We start from the raw sequence: 19,147 nt of genomic DNA, 5'->3' as shown, positions 1-19,147 counted from the left end.
CCCTACCGTCTGGAGTTTCCATGCGTGACGTGGTCGAGATCGGGCTGGGCAAGACCGCGCAGCGCGGCTACCACCTGGACGACATCGCGATCGTGCCGAGCCGCCGTACCCGGGACGTCGATGACGTGTCGACGGCCTGGCAGCTCGACGCGTACCCGTTCGGCATCCCCTGCGTCGGTCACCCCTCCGACGCGACGATGAGCCCGGCCTCGGCGGTGCGGCTCGGCCAGCTCGGCGGCCTCGGTGTGCTCAACGTGGAGGGTCTGTGGACCCGGTACGAGAACCCGGCGAAGGTGCTGGCGGAGCTGGCCAGCCTGGGCGCGGACGCCACCGGCCCGTCGCCCCGCCCCACCCGCGCCGGCGGGACCGGGCTGCACCACACCCGGCGGCTTCAGGAGGTGTACGCCGAGCCGATCCGCGCGGACCTGATCGCCGAGCGGGTTCGTGAACTGCGGGCCGGCGGCCAGACGGTGGCGGTACGCGTCTCGCCGCAGCACACCCTGGCGCTCGCCCCGGTGATCCTCGACGCCGGGGTGGACATCCTGGTGATCCAGGGCACCATCGTCTCGGCCGAGCACGTCTCCACCACCGACGAGCCGCTGAACCTCAAGGAGTTCATCGCCGACCTCGACCTACCGGTGGTCGTCGGCGGCTGCACCGACTACAAGACCGCCCTGCACCTGATGCGCACCGGCGCCGCCGGGGTGATCGTGGGGATCGGTGGCGACGACTGGTCAACCACCGAGTCGGTGCTCGGCATCCGGGTGCCGATGGCCACCGCGATCGCCGACGCCGCGGCGGCGCGCCGGGACTACCTGGACGAGACCGGCGGCCGCTACGTCCACCTGATCGCCGACGGCGATATCCGGACGTCCGGTGACATCGCCAAGGCACTTGGCTGCGGCGCCGACGCGGTGATGCTGGGTGAGCCGCTCTCGCTCTGCCCGGAGGCGCCGGCCGGTGGCGCCTGGTGGCACTCGGCCGCCAGCCACCCGGCACTGCCCCGGGGCGCCTTCGAGGCCGCCGGCGAGCCGGCCGGCTCGATGGAACGGCTGCTGTACGGCCCGGCCGACGAGCCGGATGGCCAGCTCAACCTCTTCGGTGGGCTGCGCCGGGCGATGGCCAAGTGTGGCTACCGGGACCTCAAGGAGTTCCAGAAGGTCGGCCTGGTCCTGGATCGCTGAGCGACGCGGAGGGGCATCATCGCGCCGGTCGGGTGGTTAGGCTCGACCGGTGCGGTCCACCTCCGCCCGGGTTCGACCGGGCCTCGCCGTCGTCGTGGCGGCGACCCTGTTCACCGGCTGCTCCTCCGCGAGCCCGGGCGACGACTTCCGCCCGGGCGCCGTCGAGCTGGGTGACCCGTACGTGCCGGGGGCGGGCAACGGCGGATACGACGTGGAGCACTACCGGCTCGCCGTCGACTACGACCCGGCCAGCGACCGGCTCCAGGGGCAGGCGGCGGTCACCGCCGTCGCCACCCAACCGCTGTCCCGGTTCAACCTGGACCTGCAGGGTCTGGAGGTCACGGCGGTAACGGTGGATGGGGACCGGGCCCGGTACCGCCGCGACGGCGACGAGCTGGTGGTGACGCCGGCGCGGGGGCTGGCCCAGGGCGGCCGCTTCACCGTCGCGGTCGAGTACGCCGGCCAACCCGGCACCCGGCCGAACGGTCCGCTGGGCGGTGGCGGCTTCCTGCACACCGAGGACGGTGCGATCGTGCTCGGCCAGCCCTACTCGGCCGCCGCCTGGTTCCCGGTGAACGACCACCCGAGCGACAAGGCGACGTACGACATCGAGGTCACTGTCCCGGACGGGCTCGCCGCGCTCAGCAACGGGGTGCCCGGGGAGCAGAGCAGCGCTGACGGCCGGACCACGTGGCGCTGGGCGCAGCGGGCCCCGATGGCGAGCTATCTGACCACCCTGGTGATCGGCGACTACCGGGTGGAGACCGGCACCCACGCCGGGAAGCCGATCGTCACCGCCGTGTCGGAGTCGCTCGCGGAGACCGGCCCGGAGGCCGTCTCGCTGGCCCGTACCGGCGAGATCGCCGACTTCCTGGCCGACCGCTTCGGGCCGTACCCGTTCGACTCCTACGGCGGGGTGGTGGTCGCCGACCAACGGGTGGGGTACGCGTTGGAGACGCAGTCCCGTCCGGTGTACGGCCCTGCCTTCTTTCTCAGCGGGCGCCCCAACTTCGATGTGGTCGTCCACGAAATTGCGCACCAGTGGTTCGGCAACAGCGTGGCGGTGACCCGGTGGCGGGACATCTGGCTGAACGAGGGCTTCGCCACCTACGCCGAGTGGCTCTGGGCGGAGCACCAGGAGGATCGGTCGTTGCAGCGTGTGTTCGAGAGCCTCTACGCGGTGACCGACTGGTCGCTGCCGGCCCTGGACCCGGGGCCGGAGCAGATGTTCGGCACCGCCGTCTACCAGCGCGGAGCACTGACCGTGCACGCGCTGCGGCGGACGGTCGGCGACGATGCCTTCTTCGCCATCCTGCGGGCCTGGACGGCCGAGCGGCGCGACGGCTACGGCAGCACCGATGACCTCATCGAACTGGCTGAGCGGGTCTCCGGGGCGCAGCTCGGCGAGTTCTTCGACGCCTGGCTCTCCGGCACCACCCCACCCGCTCTCCCCGAACGGGGCTGAGCTGCCTCTGGCGCGATTGCTACCGGTCGGTAATGATGCGTCTATGCGGTACGACGTGGTCGTCATCGGGTCCGGCTTCGGCGGGGGCGTCGCCGCGCTGCGGCTGGCCGAGAAGGGCTACCGGGTCGGGGTGCTGGAGGCGGGCCGACGCTTCGCCGACGGCGACTTCCCACAGACCTCCTGGCAGCTGCGCCGCTTCGTCTGGGCACCGTGGCTGGGCTGCTACGGCATCCAGCGGATCACCCTGCTGCGGGCGGGCCGGCGCCGGGCCGGTGGCGTGCTGGCGCTCTCCGGCGCCGGGGTGGGCGGCGGTTCCCTGGTCTACGCGAACACCCTGTACGAGCCGCTGGACGCCTTCTTCCAGGATCCGCAGTGGCGGGACATCACCGACTGGCGGGAGGAGTTGACCCGCCACTTCGATCAGGCGAAGCGGATGCTCGGCGTCAGCACGTACCCGGAAACCACCGAGGCGGACCGGGCGATGCGGGCGGTGGCGGAGCGGATGGGGGTCGGGCACACCTTCCGGGCCACCCCGGTCGGCGTGCACCTCGGCCGGCCGGGACAGCGGGTGCCCGATCCCTACTTCGGCGGGGCGGGGCCGGAGCGAACCGGCTGCACGCACTGCGGCGCCTGCATGACGGGTTGCCGGTTCGGCGCGAAGAACACGCTGGCCAAGAACTATCTGTGGCTGGCCGAGCGGCTCGGTGCCGAAGTGCACCCGTTGACGACCGTGACCGCCGTCGCGCCGGTCGAGGGGGGCGGGTACGCGGTGCACACCCGGCGTACCGGCTCTTGGCTGCGGGGGCGTTCGCAGGTGATCCACGCCGATCAGGTGGTCTTCGCCGCCGGTGCGTTGGGTACCCAGCGTCTGCTGCACCGGATGAAGGCGGCGGGGGCGCTGCCGCGGCTCTCGTCCCGCCTCGGCGCGCTGACCCGGACCAATTCGGAGGCGGTGCTGGGCGTGTCGGTGCCCCGGCGCGCGGCACGGGCGGCGGGGGTCGACTTCACCGCGGGGGTGGCGATCACGAGCTCGTTCCACCCCGACTCGCAGACCCACATCGAGCCGGTCCGCTACGGCCGGGGCTCGAACGCGATGGGGCTGCTCCAGACCCTGTTGGTGGACGGCGGCCCACGTCGGGTGCGTCGCTGGCTGGGCACCCTCGTGCGGCGGCCGCGTGCGGCGGCGCAGCTGTTGTCGGTCCGCAACTGGTCCGAGCGTACGGTGATCGCCCTGGTCATGCAGTCGGCGGACAATTCGCTGACCACCCGGCTACGCCGTGGCCTCCGCGGCCTGCGACTCGTCTGCGAACCGGGTCACGGGGAGCCGAGCCCGACCTGGATACCGGCCGGCAACCGGGCGGTTCGGCTCTTGGCCGAGGAGATCAACGGGGTGCCGGGTGGTGCGCTCACCGAACCGTTCAACATCCCGGTGACCGCGCACATCCTGGGCGGCGCGGTGATCGGCGCCACCGAGGAGGACGGCGTGGTGGACCCGTGGCAGCGGGTGTACGGGTATCCCGGGCTGCACGTCGTTGACGGCGCGGCGGTCTCTGCCAATCTCGGGGTGAACCCGAGTCTGACCATCACCGCCCAGGCCGAGCGGGCCCTGTCGTTCTGGCCGAACCAGGGTGAGCCGGATCCCCGCCCGCCGCTCGGCTCCCCGTACGTCCGGCTGGCCCCGGTGACCCCGGCCCGTCCGGCGGTGCCGGCGCACGCCCCCGGTGCGCTGCGGTAGCGCCGGCGGAGACCGCGGCGCGGCGTGGTCGGCGGGGCCGCTGCGCCGATTCGGGTCCCGGGTCGGCGCCGGGCGTGTCGGTGGGTAGGCTTGCTGCACATGAGCACCCCGCGCCCTGTCCTGGTGGTGGACTTCGGAGCCCAGTACGCCCAGCTCATCGCACGTCGGGTACGGGAGGCCCGGGTCTACTCGGAGATCGTCCCGCACACGATGTCGGTGGCCGAGATGCTGGCGAAGGACCCGGCAGCGATCATCCTCTCGGGTGGCCCGTCCAGCGTTTACGCGCCCGACGCGCCCGGTATCGACGCCGGGGTGTTCGAGGCCGGGGTGCCGGTCCTCGGCATCTGTTACGGCTTCCAGGCGATGGCGCAGGCACTCGGGGGCACGGTCGCGCAGACCGGCAACCGGGAGTACGGCGGCACGGTGCTGCGCCCGCGGCCGGAGGCCGGGGTGCTGCTGCGCGATCTCCCTGATGATCTTCCGGTCTGGATGAGCCACGGCGACTGTGTGACGGAGGCGCCGGCTGGCTTCGCGGTGACCGCCGAGTCGGCGGGGGCCCCGGTGGCGGCCTTCGAGGATCGGGCCGGGCGCCGGGCCGGGGTGCAGTTCCACCCGGAGGTCGGGCACACGGCGCACGGCCAGGAGATGCTGACCCGTTTCCTCTACGACCTCGCCGGCATCGAGCCCACCTGGACGCCGGAGAACATCATCGACGAGCAGGTGGCCCGGATCCGGGAGCAGGTCGGTACCAAGGAGGTCATCTGCGGTCTCAGCGGCGGCGTTGACTCCGCGGTCGCCGCGGCGCTGGTGCACCGGGCCATCGGCGACCAGTTGACCTGCGTCTTTGTTGACCATGGCCTGCTGCGGGCGGGCGAGGCCGAGCAGGTGGAGAAGGACTACGTCGCCGCCACCGGAATCAAGCTGCGGGTGGTTGACGCGGCGGACCAGTTCCTGACCGCGTTGGCCGGGGTGACTGATCCGGAGCGGAAGCGCAAGATCATCGGCCGGGAGTTCATCCGGACCTTCGAGGCCGCGGCCCGGGACATCGCCGCCCACGGCGACGTGGAGTTCCTGGTGCAGGGCACCCTCTATCCGGATGTGGTGGAGTCCGGCGGCGGTGCGGGCACGGCCAGCATCAAGAGCCATCACAATGTCGGCGGGCTTCCGGAGGATCTCGGATTCTCCCTGGTCGAGCCGCTGCGCACGCTCTTCAAGGACGAGGTTCGCACCCTCGGCCTCCAGTTGGGCCTGCCGGAGGCGATGGTCTGGCGGCACCCGTTCCCCGGGCCGGGGCTCGCGATCCGGATCATCGGCGCGGTGGATCAGGAGCGGCTCGACGTGCTCCGCCGGGCCGACTTCATCGCCCGGCAGGAGCTCAGCGCTGCTGGCCTGGACCGGGGCGTGTGGCAGTTCCCGGTGGTCCTCCTGGCCGACGTACGCAGTGTGGGTGTGCAGGGCGACGGACGCAGCTACGGGCACCCCGTGGTGCTGCGCCCGGTCTCCAGCGAGGACGCGATGACGGCCGACTGGTCGCGGCTGCCGTACGACCTGATTGCGCGGATCTCCACCCGGATCACCAACGAGGTCGCTGAGGTGAACCGGGTGGCGCTGGATGTCACCAGCAAGCCGCCGGGCACCATCGAGTGGGAGTGAGTCGTGCTCAGCTGACGGGGGGAGCCGGCGGCTGCGGCCCCGGCCAGGTGGGGGTAGCGGCTGTCGTCGGGTGCGGCCAGGCCGGCGCGCCTGCCGGCTCCACCGGCATCAGGAACCACATGACCGGGTACGCGAGCACCGCGATCCCGCCGGTGAGCAGGCCGGCCACCGCGAAGATGACCCGAATCAGCGTGGGGTCGACGTTGAGGTAGCGGCCGACGCCACTGGCCACTCCGGCGATCATCCGGTCGGTGGTGGGGCGACGGAGCTGTTTGTACGGGGGCTGGGCGGTTCCGGTGCCGGTCATCTCCCCATGGTGCGTCGCCTGGCCCTGGCCGACCTCGGTGACTTCCCGGGGCCATACCCTGATCTGCCCCTCACCCGCGACCCGGGAGTCATGATTCCGACCCTTTTCGGCGTCGGTGGCGGGGAGCGGGGAGAATTTAGCTCTGTGACCCTCATGCTGGAGCCGCTCCGTAGGATTGCGGCGTACGCGGTTTGTACAAACTCGGTCGGTCAGGTGCTGCTGGTCCGCGCCTCGCAGCGCTCGGGCACCCCCGGCACCTGGTCGCTGCCCGGGGGTGCGGTGGACCACGGCGAGGACCCCTGCGACACGGTGGTGCGGGAGACCGCCGCCGAGACCGGGCTGTCGGTCAGCGTCGCCACCCTCACCGACGTGCTCGCCGACATGCGCGCGTTGCCCGAACGGGGCATCACCATCCACACCGACCGCCTGCTCTACCGGGTGTCGGTGCGGGGCGGGACGCTCGCCGACCGTGCTGACCAGCCCACCGACCTGGCCCGCTGGTTCACCCCTGAGCAGGCCCGCGAGCTGCCCCTGCGCTCGTTCACGGCGCGGGCTATCGGCCTACCCGCCTCGTCGGCGGACATTGTGCCGGACGAGCCGCCCGAGTTTCCCTCCTTCTACGCGGTCGAGGGGCCGGACGGCCTGCACCGGGCGCAGCGCTTCGCCGCGTACGCCGTCGTCACCGACCCGGACGAGCGGGTCCTGCTCACCCGGGTCTCGGACGGGTACCCGGGTGCCGGTTGTTGGCACCTGCCGGGTGGTGGGACGGACTACGGTGAGCAGCCGGGCGCGGCGCTCATCCGGGAGCTGGTTGAGGAGACCGGGCAGACCGGGCGGTTGGTCGAGCTCCTCGGCGTGGCGAGTCACCGGGATGCCGCCTCGCTCGGTCCGGAGGGCTACCCGATCGACTGGCACGGGGTCCGGGCCTTCTACCGAGTCGTGGTTGACCGACCCGCCCCGCCCACTGTGATCGACGTTGGCGGATCAACCTGTGAGGCTCGCTGGTTCGCGAAGGAGGAGCTGGGCGCCCTCCCGGTCGACCGGCTGACCGAGGTGACGGCCGAGGCGGTCCAGGCTGCCCGACTGACCTGACCGCCCGACTGATCTGACCGCCCCAGCCGGACGTTCCCGTAGCTATCGTCGGTCGCGGCAACTTCTCATCGATTCGGTGCAGGGCGGGGGCAGGGTGCAGCAGCGGCGGATGGCGGCATATGGGGTGCTTCGGGATGACGGCGGGCAGGTGCTACTCGTACGGGGCGGGGACGGGCGCCCGGATCGCGGTGCCTGGCGGCTGCCGGGTGGTGACCTTCGGCACGCCGAGCATCCCGCCGCCGCGGTCGTCCGCGGGTTCGCCGAGGAGACCGGGTTGGCCGTGACGGTGGCCGGGGTCCGGGCGGCGGTAGCCGATGTGGCCACCTACGCCGCCGGATCCGGGCTTCACACCGACCGGCTGGTGTTCGACGTGACCGCGACGGATGGCGTACTCCGGTCGGAGCAGGGCGGCGGCGGTGCCAGGCTGGGGTGGTTCACGCCCGACTCGGCGACGGCGGTGCCCGTGATGCCGTTCACGGCGGAGTTGCTCGGTCTGCCGGGCGCACCCCTGCCTTCGGGGTCGTCCCGGGTGCTGCCGCCGGCGCCGACGGCTCCGGTGCCGACGAGCTCGGTGGCAACGGCTCCGGCGCTGTCGAGCTCGGGGGCATCGGCTCCGGTGGCAACGGCTCCGGGGCCGACCGCTCTGCGGCACCGATTTGGCGCGTACGGGCTGGTCACCGACCCGGCCGGGCGGGTGCTGCTGACGCTCATCGCGGAGGGCTACCCGGGCGCTGGCAGCTGGCACCTACCCGGCGGTGGCACCGACTACGGTGAGGCGCCGGAGACGGGGCTGCTCCGCGAGCTGGTGGAGGAGTCCGGTCAGGTCGGACGGGTCGTCAGGTTGATCGGTGTGGACAGCTTTCACCACCCCAGCCGGGTCGGGCCGGAGGGGCGTCCGTTGAACTGGCACACCGTTCGGGCCATCTACACGGTGGTGGTGGAGGAGCCGACCGAGGCGCGGGTGCTGGAGCTGGCTGGGGGGTCGACCGCGCGGGCGAGCTGGTTTACCGGCGACGAGCTCAGGGGGCTGCGGCTCAGCGATATCGCTGCCCGGACGGTCGCCGAGCTCTGCTGACTGCCCTGTCCGGTGTTGGTTCCGGGGCGGAGTGACCCGTGGATATACGGTCCCCAATTTAGCTGCAATCGGGGCATTCCGGGTGCCGAAGAGTGCTCGTCATGTGGCGCCGCTGGGCTCCGGTACATTTGAGTGCGGGAAGTTAACGGTGTAACGGGCGATCCAATCCGGATTAGGAGTAAGAGGGCGGTACGCGCGGTTTAAGGGAGTTTTAAGTACCGCCGGCAGCTATCGCCAAGCCCCGTTTGCCTGTGCGATGGTGTAGCCCGCAAAACGGCTGCTGGGCCACGAAGGTCTGGCACGAGACAGCCGGACGCCCTGCCACTGCGGTGGTGCGCCGATCCGGTGATGGAGGGAACGTGCCGAGAGCCCCCTGGCGCCGGCGTCGTACGACAGACAGTCCACGTCCTGCAGGGCGTCGATGGGCAGGCCCGTTGCGGCGCAGCGGCACAATCGCCCGTCAGGTGCTGTGGGTCCGGGCGGGCCGCCAGGACGGTGGCCTCCGTGCCGGCGTTGACCGCAAGCTGGTCGAGCGCCGGTTCCCACGGCGCCGCTACCCGCGGTACGACGCCGAGGTGGAGACGATCGTCCCGGTCAGCCCTGCGGTCGCCCCGGCGCCGCCGGTGGACGAAGCGGCAGCGAGCTCGGCTCCGCTCCTTCCCGGTGCCCGGACGCCGGCCCGGCGGATGAAATTCGTGCTGGTCAACGGCTGCACCCTCGCCAGCCTCACCCTCGGCATGCTGGCGATCTTCCTGGCCATGCAGGGCGAGGTGCGGCCCGCGGCCCTCTGCCTGATCGCCTGCGTGGCCTTCGACGGTCTCGACGGTGCCCTCGCCCGCCGACTCGGCGTGGCCAGCCCGTTCGGCGCCCAGATGGACTCGTTGGCCGACATGTGCTCCTTCGGCCTCGCCGCCCCGGTCGTGGTCTACGCCTCACTGGCTGGCTCGGTGCCCCCGGCCGCCGCCGCGGTGGCCTGTGCGCTCGTCGCGTCCTGTGCCGCGATCCGCCTCGCCCGGTTCAATGTCTCGCCGAAGGACAGCCGCTTCTTCTGCGGTGTGCCCACCACCATGGCGGCCGCCATGCTGGCCCTGACCGTCGCCATCGGGCTGCCGGTGTCCGGGCTGGTCCTGCTCGGCGGGGTGGCGCTGCTCGCCTTCGCGATGGTCTCCAGCTTTCCGTACGCGAAGCTCGCCCGTCTGGTGAAGCTGCCGCCCTGGGTGTGGCTGGCTCCGCTGGTCGGCGCGCTGGTCGACATCCGGCTCACCTTCGCCCTGGTCGTGATGGGCTACCTGCTCAGCGGCCCGGTGCTCTGGCTACGGCAGCGCCGTACCGTCTGATTCGGGTCTCGCGGGCGGGGCGCCGGGGCTTCCCGGCGCCCCGCCACCGCTCCCTTCGAGCGCCCGGCGTAGACGCGGTCAGTGCCAGCGGGCGATGACCGACGACCCGCCGACGACCCGGTCGCCGGGGCCGACCAGTGGCTGCGCGGCCTCGGCCGGCAGGTAGACATCGGTGCGTGAGCCGAACCTGATCAGCCCAAACCGCTCGCCTTTGGCCAGCAGCGAACCGATGGGCGCCCGCTGCACGATCCGCCGGGCGATCAATCCGGTACGTTGCGCCACGACCACCGTTCCGTTCGTGGTGTCCAACACCGTGTACGCGGCGACATTGTGTTCCGCATCGGGCTTCATCGCGTTGGCGAAGCCGCCGTCGGTAACAAAGTGGTCGACCACCTTGCCCGCCACCGGGGAACGATTGATATGGATGTCGAGCACCGACAGGAACACGGCGATCCGTAGCCACTCGCCGTCGCCGAACCGCTCGTCGGAGAGCCGTTGTACCGAGAGCACCCTGCCATCGGCGGAGGCGACCACCGCGGACGGATCCGCTGGCACCTCCCGCTCCGGGTCCCGGAAGAAGGCGGCGACCGGTGCGGCGGCGAGGGCCGGCAGCAGCCACAGCTTCGAGCTCGGCCGGGCGACACGGGCCGCCGCCGCCAACCCGAGGGCGATTCCGGCGGCGGCCACCCCGTTGCTGTCGATGTGCATCGTGCGGGTCAGCGGCACGCTGGCGGGTCGGTAGGCCGGGGCCAACCCCACCGCCGCCGCTGCGGTGGCCGGGCTGAAGCGGAGCCGGTGCACCCGCAGCGGTGGGTTGTTGCGCAGCAGCAGGTCGCTACCGACGCCGTGCAGCGCGGCCTGGCGGTCCAGTTCGTCGCTCGCGCCGCCGGTGCGCGTGGTGATGGCGGGGGTGGCGACGCTTAACGTGGCCCCGTTGTCGAGGTACTTGCCGAGCCCGTCGAGGGTGGCGCGGGTCTCCTCCGTCGTCCCGGTGAGCGGTGCACCGATGATCGCCACCGCTGCGGCCTCGGCGTCGGCCAGCGCGTCAACGACCCGGACCCGCTCGGCAACCCAGGGGCCCTGGGCGGCTACGTGCGCGCGCAGCATCTTGGCGTCCGACCACCCGGCCGGTACGACGGTGAGCGTGTCACCGGGCAACAGCGCCTCGATCGCCGCGGCGAGTACCGGGGACTCCAGGCTGGCGTCGACCAGCAGGGCAGCCTTCGGCTCGTTGATCCGGGCGAGTTCCGAGACGAGGACACGGGCGGCGCGCTCGCCGACGCGGACCGGACCGGAGCGGCCGGTGGGAGGCACGGCGGGGGACTGGGTCATGTCGGACACGCTCCTGACGGGTCGGGACGACGGGTTGGTGAGATCGGCGCGATCGGCGTCGGGTCGCTCGGCGTCGCCCGGAGGGCGGGGCTGCCGGGTCGAACTGGCGAGTGCATGGCGGGGCGGGCGCCACCGGCCAGCATATGCCCCGAGTCGGTTCGGCCCGACGTCGCGCTCAGCGCCGATCCCCCTCGGTTGGCCCGGGCTCCGGCGTCGCATCGGTTGGTGTGGCCTCCGCCTCCGGAGCGGCCGGGCTGCCGGAACGGGCCGCGCGAAGCGCCCCGACCAGCCCCAGTACGCCGATCAGTAGCAGTGCTCCGGCCAGGAACCAGCCCACCGGGGGAAGCGTGAACTCGAGTAACCGGGCGACCAGCCACCAGACGGCCAGGAGAAGGAAGAGCAGCCCGAAGATCAGCGACACCGAGTCGGTGCGGTGGGGCTTCACCGGGTCACCTCCAGCTTGCCGACGTCAACGTGAACGAAGAGGCGCAGCGTCCCGCCGCCGGGGCCGTCCGCCCCCAGGTCGGTGCTTTCGCGGTGCGAACCGGTGGAGCCGCTGCGCTTGGCGACGTCCTGGTCGAAGACGACCGCGTCGCCGACGGTGACGGTCGCGGTGACGGTGGCGTCAACGTCCGGGGGCAGGATCACGGTGGCCTTCCCGGCGGTGACCGCCACCGTGATCTCGCTGCGCTCTCCGGTGAAATCCACCGAGCGCAGGTCGAGTAGCGAGTTGCCGGAGAGGTTCTCGTACCGGCTCGCGAGCTCGGCGTGGCTGCCCGGCGCCCAGGTCACCGCTTGGTTCACCGATCGGAACCGGTCGGACTCGGCCACGGTGGCCACCCCCAGTGCAGCGGCGGTGATCAGGCCGAGCGCGATGAGCCAGCGGGCCCGGCCGAACCAGGCGCCGACGAGTAGGCCGAGGCCGATGGTGGCCAGGACGGCCGCGAAGTACGCGGAGGCGCCCAGGGCGGGCACGCCGGTCAGGTCGAGGAGGGTCAGCAACCCGAGGACGAGGAAGACCAGCGAGAAGGTGACCCCACCGAGTGCGGACCGTTCCCGCGGTCGTTTCCGCTCCCGTCGCGGGGTCGGCGGCGGGAGCGGCGGCGTCGGCGAGGCGTACGGCCCATGCGGGGCGAACGGCAGGCGGACGCCAGCAGGTGGAGCCTCGGGAGCTGTCGGTGCCGCCGGCGGTGGTGCCCAGGTCGGTGCTGCCGGCGGCGGTGCCCAGGTCGGCCCGGTCGGCGGTGGTGCCCAGGTCGGCCCGGCGGGCGGCGGTGGAACGTCCGGGCTGGGTCGCCCGGGACGTTCGCGGTTGAGTAGCAGCGCCCCGCTGATCAGGATCGCCGCGCCGAGCAGCACGGCCCGGAACGCGTCGGTGACGATGAAGGCGAAGCTGACCGCCACCAGGATGCCGAGCACGATCACGGTGACCGGGGACATGCTGGAGCGTCCCCGACCCAGCATCGACTCGATCGGTGCGGCGGTGTCCCCCTCGCCCGGGATGATCAGCCAGGCGGAGACGTACACCAGGATGCCGATGCCGCCGAAGAAGCCGAGCACCGCGAGCAGCACCCGCCAGAGCACCGGATCGGTGTTCGTCGCCCGGCCGATCGCCGCGCAGACGCCAGCTAGATAGCGGCCGTCGTGCGGACGGACCAGCCCGTACCGCGAGGTGAAGCCGCTGCCCCCGAGCGGCGGGGTGGGCGGGTCCCCGGGTGGGCCCCCGGGTGGCGGCGGGGTGGGCGGACCCGTGGGTGGTGGCGGTGCACCCGTCGGTGCCGCAGGTGGTGGCGTCGCCCCGGCTGGCTGGTGCTGGGCGGCTTCCTCGGTCATGACCTCGATCCTGCTCCCTCGTCGCCTCGCCGGCCTCCGGCGGAGACCCTGACCTCACCCTGAGATCAGGGCAGCAGGATCTCCGGGACGCCCCCGTGGTCGAGTGTTTACCTGGCGTGTGACGATCGGAACCAGCGGCGCGTGCCGCTCGGCAGCGAGACCCGCCGCGACTAGCTAGGGAGCCCCCGATCAGTGTCGTGACCAACCCCCCGCGCCTCCATCGCGCCCGCGAGCACCGGATCGCTGCTGGGGTGGCGGCAGGGATCGCCGGGCACCTTCGCATTCCGGTGCTCTGGGTTCGGGTCGCGTTCCTGGTGTTGCTCGGCTTCAACGGCCTCGGGTTGCTGCTGTACGCGGCCTTCTGGGCGGTGGTGCCGCTGCGACCGGGGGATACCGCCACCCCGCCCCGTCGTGATGTGGCTCAGCTGCTGCCGTTTGTGGCGATCGGCCTGGGAGTGCTGATCGTTCAGATGATCTTCTTTGATTCGGTGGGTGCGACCGGTGTGGCCGGCACCGCCAGCTGGCTGGTCACGATCATCGCGGTCGGGGCCGGGCTGATCTGGCACCAGTCCGCACCGCAGCGGCGACGGCAGTGGGACGGGACGCTGCCGGTGCCCTGGCTGAGCGCGGTGGTGGAGGAGAGTGACCGGCGGGCGTTCGTGCTTCGCTTCATCGGCGGCGGAATCCTGGTCGCGGTGGGGTTGATCGGGGTTGCGGCGGTGTACTCCCCGACACAGAACTTCGACGCGGTGCTCAACGGCGTGATCTTTGCCTTGGTCGGTCTGGCGGGGGTCGGGGTGGTGGCCGCGCCGGTGCTCTGGCGAACCTGGAACCAGCTCCGGTCGGAGCGGGAGGGGCGGATCCGGGAACAGGAGCGGGCCGAACTGGCTGCCATGGTGCATGACCAGGTGCTGCACACCCTCGCGTTGATCCAACGCAACGCCAGCGACGGGAAGATGGTGACGCGGCTGGCCCGGGGGCAGGAACGCTCGCTGCGCAACTGGCTCTACCGGCCGACCGCCTCGCCGACGGAGCGCTTCGCGGCCGCGCTGGAGCTGGTGGCGGCCGAGGTGGAGGACACCTACGCACTCCCGGTGGAGACGGTGGTCGTCGGTGACCGGGAGACCGACGAGCGGGTCGGCGCGTTGGTGGCCGCCGCGCGCGAGGCGTTGGTGAACGCGGCCCGGCATGCTGGGGTGCAGACCGTCTCGCTCTACGCCGAGGTCGAACCGGAGCAGGTCAGCGTCTTCGTCCGGGATCGGGGGAGGGGTTTCGATCCGGCTACGGTGGAGGAACACCGGCACGGCGTTCGCGGCTCGATTATCGGTCGGATGAAGCGACACGGTGGCCGGGCGGAGATCCGCTCCGAGCCCGGGGAAGGGACCGAGGTCCGGTTGATCCTGCCGATCTCCCGTGACGGGTCCACGGCGGAGAGGAGTAGGTGATGGCGGACCAGACGCCGGACTCAGCGGTGGAGGCGGGTGTGGCCGCGCGGCGGCTGCGGGTCTTTCTCGTTGACGATCACGCGATGTTTCGGGCCGGAGTCCGCGCCGAGCTGGGTGCGCATGTTGACGTGGTGGGCGAGGCGAGCACGGTGGGGGAGGCGGTCAGTCGGATCGCCGCCACCGAGCCCGATGTGGTGCTGCTTGATGTGCACATGCCGGAGGGGGGCGGCCGGGCGGTGCTCGAGGCCATCCGGCGGACGCACCCGTACGTGCGGTTCCTCGCGCTCAGCGTCTCGGACGCGGCCGAGGATGTGATCGGGCTGATCCGCGCTGGCGCCCGTGGCTATGTCACCAAGACGATCTCACCGGACGAGTTGGCGGCGGCGGTCCGCCGGGTCGCCGAGGGCGACGCCGTCTTCAGTCCCCGGCTGGCCGGTTTCGTGCTGGACGCCTTCGCCGCCCGGCCGGAGGTGCCGGTCTCGGACCCCGAGCTGGACCAGTTGACCAACCGGGAACGGGAGGTGCTGCGTCTACTCGCCCGGGGGTACGCGTACAAGGAGATCGCCAGGGAGCTGTACATCTCGATCAAAACGGTGGAGACGCACGTGTCGAACGTCCTCCGCAAGCTCCAGATGTCCAGCCGCTACGAGTTGTCGCGCTGGGCGGCGGATCGTCGGCTCGTCTGAGTCGCCGACCGGCTGTTACGACGGGTTGCTTAACGTGACAGTACTGGCTACTGTCGATGTTGTTTTCCCGGCTATTACCACGCTTGCCCGGAGTCGATGAATCCACCTATGGGTGGATGTACACACCGTCCCGGCCGGGTATCGGGTTGATAACACGCCTTCCCGCTAGCGCGCGTCTGGTGTCACAGTGGCAGGCACCTCACACCCCCTCGTGAGCTGAGCGCCCTGAGGAGGCACTCCCATGCGCGGGAAATTTCTGAAGGTGGCGGTCGCGGCGACCGCCACCGCTATGTTGGCCACCGCCTGTGGCAGTGGCGGCGCGAGCGACGCCGACGGCGAGTCCGGTGGTACGCTTCGCGTATACGCGTCACCGCCGGCATACTTGCTGCCGTCGAATGGTGACGATGAGCCGTCGATCTACGTGATCCGTCAGCTCTACCGTGGTCTGGTCAAGTACAACGCCGAGACCGGTGAGTCAGAGAATGATCTGGCCGAGTCGATCGACTCGGAGGACCAGAAGCTCTGGACGATCAAGCTGAAGGACGGCTACACCTTCGACAACGGTGAGCCGGTCGACGCCGCGGCTTTCATCCGCTCGTGGAACTACGCCGCCTACGCGCCGAACGCGCAGAACAACGGCTACTTCATGAAGCGGATCGCCGGCATCGACGCGGTCCAGCCCAAGGACCCGGACGACGATGGTCCGGAGGAGGCCCCGGAGCCGACGGTCGAGACGCTGTCCGGCCTGAAGGAGGTCGACGACCTGACCTTCACCGTCGAGCTCAAGGAGCCGTTCAGCGGCTTCCCGACCGTGCTTGGCTACACGGGCTTCTCGCCCATGGCCCAGGCCTGCATCGATGACGCGGAAGCCTGCAACGAGACCCCGATCGGCAACGGCCCTTACAAGATCGACGGTACGTGGGAGCGCGGCATCCAGATCAACCTGGTCCGCAGCGACAGCTGGAAGGGCGAGCCGGGCAAGCCAGAATCGATCAACTACCGGATCTTCGCGGACGTGGACGGCGCCTACGCCGCCTTCCAGGCCGGCGAGCTGGACGTGATGTACACGATCCCGCCGGCGCGCTTCAAGGAGGCCAAGGCCAGCTACGGCGACCGGCTGTACGAGCAGGCGGGTGACAGCCTCAACTACGTCGGCCTGCCGCTGTACGACGACAGCTTCAAGGACAAGCGGATCCGCCAGGCATTCTCGTTGGCGATCGACCGGCAGTCCATCGCCGACGCGGTCTTCGACGGACGGTGGGCTCCCGCCACCGGCTTCGTCGCGCCGGCCTTCGAGGGTGCTCGCGACGGTGTCTGCACCTACTGTGCGAAGGACGTCGAGAAGGCCAAGGAGCTGCTCGCGGCCGCCGGCGGCTGGCCGGAGGGGAAGAAGCTGACCCTGTGGGCCAACGCGGGCGCCAGCCACGAGGACTGGCTGCAGGCGGTCGGCGACCAGATCAAGGCCGCGCTGGGCATCGACTACGACCTGAAGGTCAACCTGCAGTTCCCCGAGTACCTGGCTGTTGGTGACGCCCGGGACTTCACCGGCCCGTTCCGGCTCGGCTGGGGCCCGGACTACCCGTACCTGGAGACCTTCCTGACTCCGGTCTACGGCAGCAACTCCGACGGCAACAAGACCACCTTCAGCAGCCCCGAGTTCGACAGCCTGCTGCAGAAGGGCGACTCGGCCAAGAGCATGGAAGAGGCCATCCCCTTCTACCAGGAGGCCGAGGACATCCTGGCCGAGGAGATGCCGGTCATCCCGATGTTCTGGCGGAAGGAGGCGGCGGTCTACAGCGAGAACGTCGACACCTTCGTCTGGAACCAGGTCTCTGGTGCCGACTACGGTGCGACCTCGCTGAAGTAGAACAGAGCTTCGGCAACCTGATCCAGCCGTAACCAGGATGTGGCGGCAACGGTCACCCCACCAGGGTGATCGTTGCCGCCATATCAGCGCCGAGAGGAGACCCCGACATGGGGCGCTACGTCATTCGACGGTTGCTCCAGTTCATCCCGACCGTGCTGGGCACCATGTTCCTGCTCCACTACATGACCTCGCTGGCGATCCAGTTCAGCGGGAACCCGGTCCGAGCGCTTTTCGGCGACCGGACCCCACCGCCGGCCCTGCTCCAGGCGGTCACCGAGCGACTCGGCTACGGCGACCCCTGCCTCGAGCAGAAGGGCAACCCCTGCTTCGGGCTCTTCCTCGACCGGGTGAGCGGAGTCTTCCTGCACTTTGACTTCGGCATCAACCTGCGGCGGCAGGAGGTCACCGACCTGATGGCCAACGCCCTGCCGTTCACCCTCAAGCTGCTGGTGATCGCGATCATCTTCGAGGCCGTCGTCGGTATCGCCGCCGGGGTGTGGGCGGGTCTGCGGGGCGGCAGCTTCGCCGACAACCTGGTGAAGATCAGCACCGTCTTCGTGATCTCCGTGCCGATCTTCGTGCTCGGTGTGGTGGTACGAGAGTTCGTCGGGGTCAAGTTCGGCAACATCCTGCGCGATCAGGAGTGGATCCCCGACGTCATCGCGTACGGGTTCTTCAGCCCCGGTTTCAAGCCGGACTACCCCTTCGCCAGTCTCCTGATTCCCGGCATGGTGCTCGGCTCGGTCGCGCTCGCCACCACCGCGCGCCTGACCCGGACCAGCATCATGGAGAACATCCGCGCCGACTTCGTCCGGACGGCCCGGGCCAAGGGCCTGGCGAACAAGCGGGTCATCGGCGTGCACACGCTGCGTAACTCGCTGATTCCGGTGATCACGTACCTCGGTGTCGACATCGGTTCGGCGATGGCCGGCGCGGTGGTCACCGAGACCATCTTCAACGTTCCCGGTATCGGCCGGCTGGTGACGCAGGCCGCCCGTACCGGTGAATCGCCTGTGATCATCGGCGTGGTGACCCTGCTGGTGCTGGTCATTCTGCTCGTCAACCTTCTGGTCGACCTCCTGTACGCCGTGCTCGACCCGAGGATCCGCTATGAGTGACGGCACCGTGATCAGCAACCGGGGGCCGGCGAGCCCGGCGATCCGCGGCAGGCGAAGCGAAACGAGGTGTGGACATGAGTGACGCGACGAGTGCCGGCCCCGCCGTCGGCGGTGCCCCGGGTTCCGGCGACGGCCGGGCCCCGGAGAAGGCGAGCACGAGCGGTAAGGAGCACAACGCCAGCCTGTGGGCGGATGCCCGCCGGCAGTTGGTCCGCGACCCGGTCTTCATGATCGCCGTGCTGTACATTCTCGTGGTCAGCACGATGGCGGCCTTCCCGAAGCTCTGGACCGGTCAGGACCCCCGGGCGTGTGACACCGACCAGTCCCGGCTCGCGCCGAGCTGGGAACACCCGTTCGGCTTCAACATTCAGGGCTGCGACTACTATTCGCACGCCATCTACGGCGCTCGGCCGTCGATGATTATCGCGATCATGGCAACCAGCGGCATTGTGGTCTTCGGCGGTCTGATGGGACTCCTCGCCGGCTACTACGGCGGCTGGGTCGACGGGATCATTTCCCGGCTGATGGACATCTTCTTCTCGCTGCCGTTCCTGCTCGGTGCGATTGTCTTCCTGACCCTGATCAAGCAGCAGAACGTCGTGACCATCGCCCTGGTGCTGTTCCTGCTGAGCTGGCCGACGATCGCCCGGATCATCCGCGGTAGCGTCATCTCCTCAAAGGACCTGGACTACGTGCAGGCCGCCAAGGCGGTCGGGGCGGGTAACGGCCGGTTGATGTTCCGGCACATCCTGCCGAACGCGATCGCGCCGATGTTGGTGTACGCCACGATCGTGTTGGGCTCGTTCGTGGCCGCGGAGGCCACGCTGACCTTCCTCGGTATCGGGCTCCAGCCGCCGGCGCAGTCCTGGGGCATCATGATCTCGGCCCACGACGTCTACTTCCTGGAGGACCCGTGGCTGCTGCTCTTCCCCTGCGGGCTGTTGATTGGCACGGTGCTGTCCTTCATTCTCATGGGTGACGCCCTGCGTGACGCCCTCGACCCGAAGTTCCGGTGAGC

General features: G+C 70.5%; 16 protein-coding genes. 12 read left to right on the top strand and 4 right to left on the bottom strand.

Features of this window, described 5'->3' with window-relative positions; genetic code table 11:
* The first annotated feature begins 20 nt into the window (after positions 1-20).
* The 4 genes from H0524_RS04030 to guaA all read left to right on the top strand — a co-directional run bounded on the left by H0524_RS04030 (position 21) and on the right by guaA (position 6,037).
* Positions 21-1,184, top strand: a complete 1,164-nt coding sequence (locus H0524_RS04030; protein ID WP_180197428.1) for a GuaB3 family IMP dehydrogenase-related protein — start codon at positions 21-23, stop codon at positions 1,182-1,184.
* A gap of 49 nt (positions 1,185-1,233) precedes the next feature.
* Positions 1,234-2,649 (top strand): M1 family metallopeptidase, encoded by a 1,416-nt coding sequence (locus H0524_RS04025; protein ID WP_180197427.1) that lies wholly within the window; start codon positions 1,234-1,236, stop codon positions 2,647-2,649.
* A 43-nt stretch (positions 2,650-2,692) separates the two neighbouring features.
* Positions 2,693-4,384, top strand: coding sequence for an FAD-dependent oxidoreductase (locus H0524_RS04020; RefSeq protein WP_180197426.1), 1,692 nt, complete (start codon positions 2,693-2,695; stop codon positions 4,382-4,384).
* Positions 4,385-4,483: 99 nt separating this feature from the next.
* A complete protein-coding gene (guaA, locus tag H0524_RS04015) occupies positions 4,484-6,037 on the top strand; it encodes a glutamine-hydrolyzing GMP synthase (protein WP_180197425.1) in 1,554 nt (517 codons plus the stop codon).
* A 7-nt stretch (positions 6,038-6,044) separates the two neighbouring features.
* Here the strand turns inward: guaA and H0524_RS04010 are convergent, their stop codons facing one another.
* Positions 6,045-6,344, bottom strand: a complete 300-nt coding sequence (locus H0524_RS04010; protein ID WP_180197424.1) for a PspC domain-containing protein — start codon at positions 6,342-6,344, stop codon at positions 6,045-6,047.
* Between the two features lie 144 nt (positions 6,345-6,488).
* Here H0524_RS04010 and H0524_RS04005 point away from each other — a divergent pair, with 144 nt between their 5' ends.
* The 3 genes from H0524_RS04005 (at position 6,489) to H0524_RS03995 (ending at position 9,848) form a co-directional block, all read left to right on the top strand.
* Positions 6,489-7,436, top strand: a complete 948-nt coding sequence (locus H0524_RS04005) for an NUDIX hydrolase (protein ID WP_180197613.1) — start codon at positions 6,489-6,491, stop codon at positions 7,434-7,436.
* A 94-nt stretch (positions 7,437-7,530) separates the two neighbouring features.
* Positions 7,531-8,511, top strand: coding sequence for an NUDIX hydrolase (locus tag H0524_RS04000; protein WP_180197423.1), 981 nt, complete (start codon positions 7,531-7,533; stop codon positions 8,509-8,511).
* Between the two features lie 434 nt (positions 8,512-8,945).
* The gene (locus H0524_RS03995; protein WP_180197422.1) at positions 8,946-9,848 is read left to right on the top strand and encodes a phosphatidylcholine/phosphatidylserine synthase; all 903 of its coding nucleotides are present in this window, start codon (positions 8,946-8,948) and stop codon (positions 9,846-9,848) included.
* Between the two features lie 78 nt (positions 9,849-9,926).
* Here the strand turns inward: H0524_RS03995 and H0524_RS03990 are convergent, their stop codons facing one another.
* The 3 genes from H0524_RS03990 to H0524_RS03980 form a co-directional block, all read right to left on the bottom strand.
* On the bottom strand, positions 9,927-11,180 hold the full coding sequence (locus tag H0524_RS03990) for a phosphatidylserine decarboxylase (protein WP_180197421.1): 1,254 nt from the start codon (positions 11,178-11,180) through the stop codon (positions 9,927-9,929).
* 175 nt (positions 11,181-11,355) lie between these two features.
* Positions 11,356-11,625, bottom strand: a complete 270-nt coding sequence (locus H0524_RS03985; protein WP_180197420.1) for a hypothetical protein — start codon at positions 11,623-11,625, stop codon at positions 11,356-11,358.
* On the bottom strand, positions 11,622-13,013 hold the full coding sequence (locus H0524_RS03980) for a PspC domain-containing protein (RefSeq protein WP_180197419.1): 1,392 nt from the start codon (positions 13,011-13,013) through the stop codon (positions 11,622-11,624). Before H0524_RS03980 ends, H0524_RS03985 begins: the two co-directional genes overlap by 4 nt.
* Before the next feature lie 197 nt (positions 13,014-13,210).
* Between H0524_RS03980 and H0524_RS03975 the strand changes: the two genes are divergently transcribed.
* From H0524_RS03975 to H0524_RS03955, 5 genes are all read left to right on the top strand, one after another.
* The gene (locus H0524_RS03975; RefSeq protein WP_180197418.1) at positions 13,211-14,458 is read left to right on the top strand and encodes a PspC domain-containing protein; all 1,248 of its coding nucleotides are present in this window, start codon (positions 13,211-13,213) and stop codon (positions 14,456-14,458) included.
* A complete protein-coding gene (locus tag H0524_RS03970) occupies positions 14,458-15,144 on the top strand; it encodes a response regulator transcription factor (protein ID WP_180197417.1) in 687 nt (228 codons plus the stop codon). Before H0524_RS03975 ends, H0524_RS03970 begins: the two co-directional genes overlap by 1 nt.
* 241 nt (positions 15,145-15,385) lie before the next feature.
* Positions 15,386-17,011 (top strand): ABC transporter substrate-binding protein, encoded by a 1,626-nt coding sequence (locus H0524_RS03965; protein WP_180197416.1) that lies wholly within the window; start codon positions 15,386-15,388, stop codon positions 17,009-17,011.
* Between the two features lie 107 nt (positions 17,012-17,118).
* A complete protein-coding gene (locus H0524_RS03960; RefSeq protein WP_018726167.1) occupies positions 17,119-18,129 on the top strand; it encodes an ABC transporter permease in 1,011 nt (336 codons plus the stop codon).
* 74 nt (positions 18,130-18,203) lie between these two features.
* Entirely contained in the window at positions 18,204-19,145 is a 942-nt protein-coding gene (locus H0524_RS03955) for an ABC transporter permease (RefSeq protein ID WP_180197415.1), read from the top strand.
* Positions 19,146-19,147 lie beyond the last annotated feature (2 nt).

This window comes from Salinispora sp. H7-4, assembly GCF_013416675.1.
Lineage (GTDB): Bacteria > Actinomycetota > Actinomycetes > Mycobacteriales > Micromonosporaceae > Micromonospora > Micromonospora vitiensis.
This window is presented reverse-complemented; position numbering and strand designations above follow the sequence as displayed.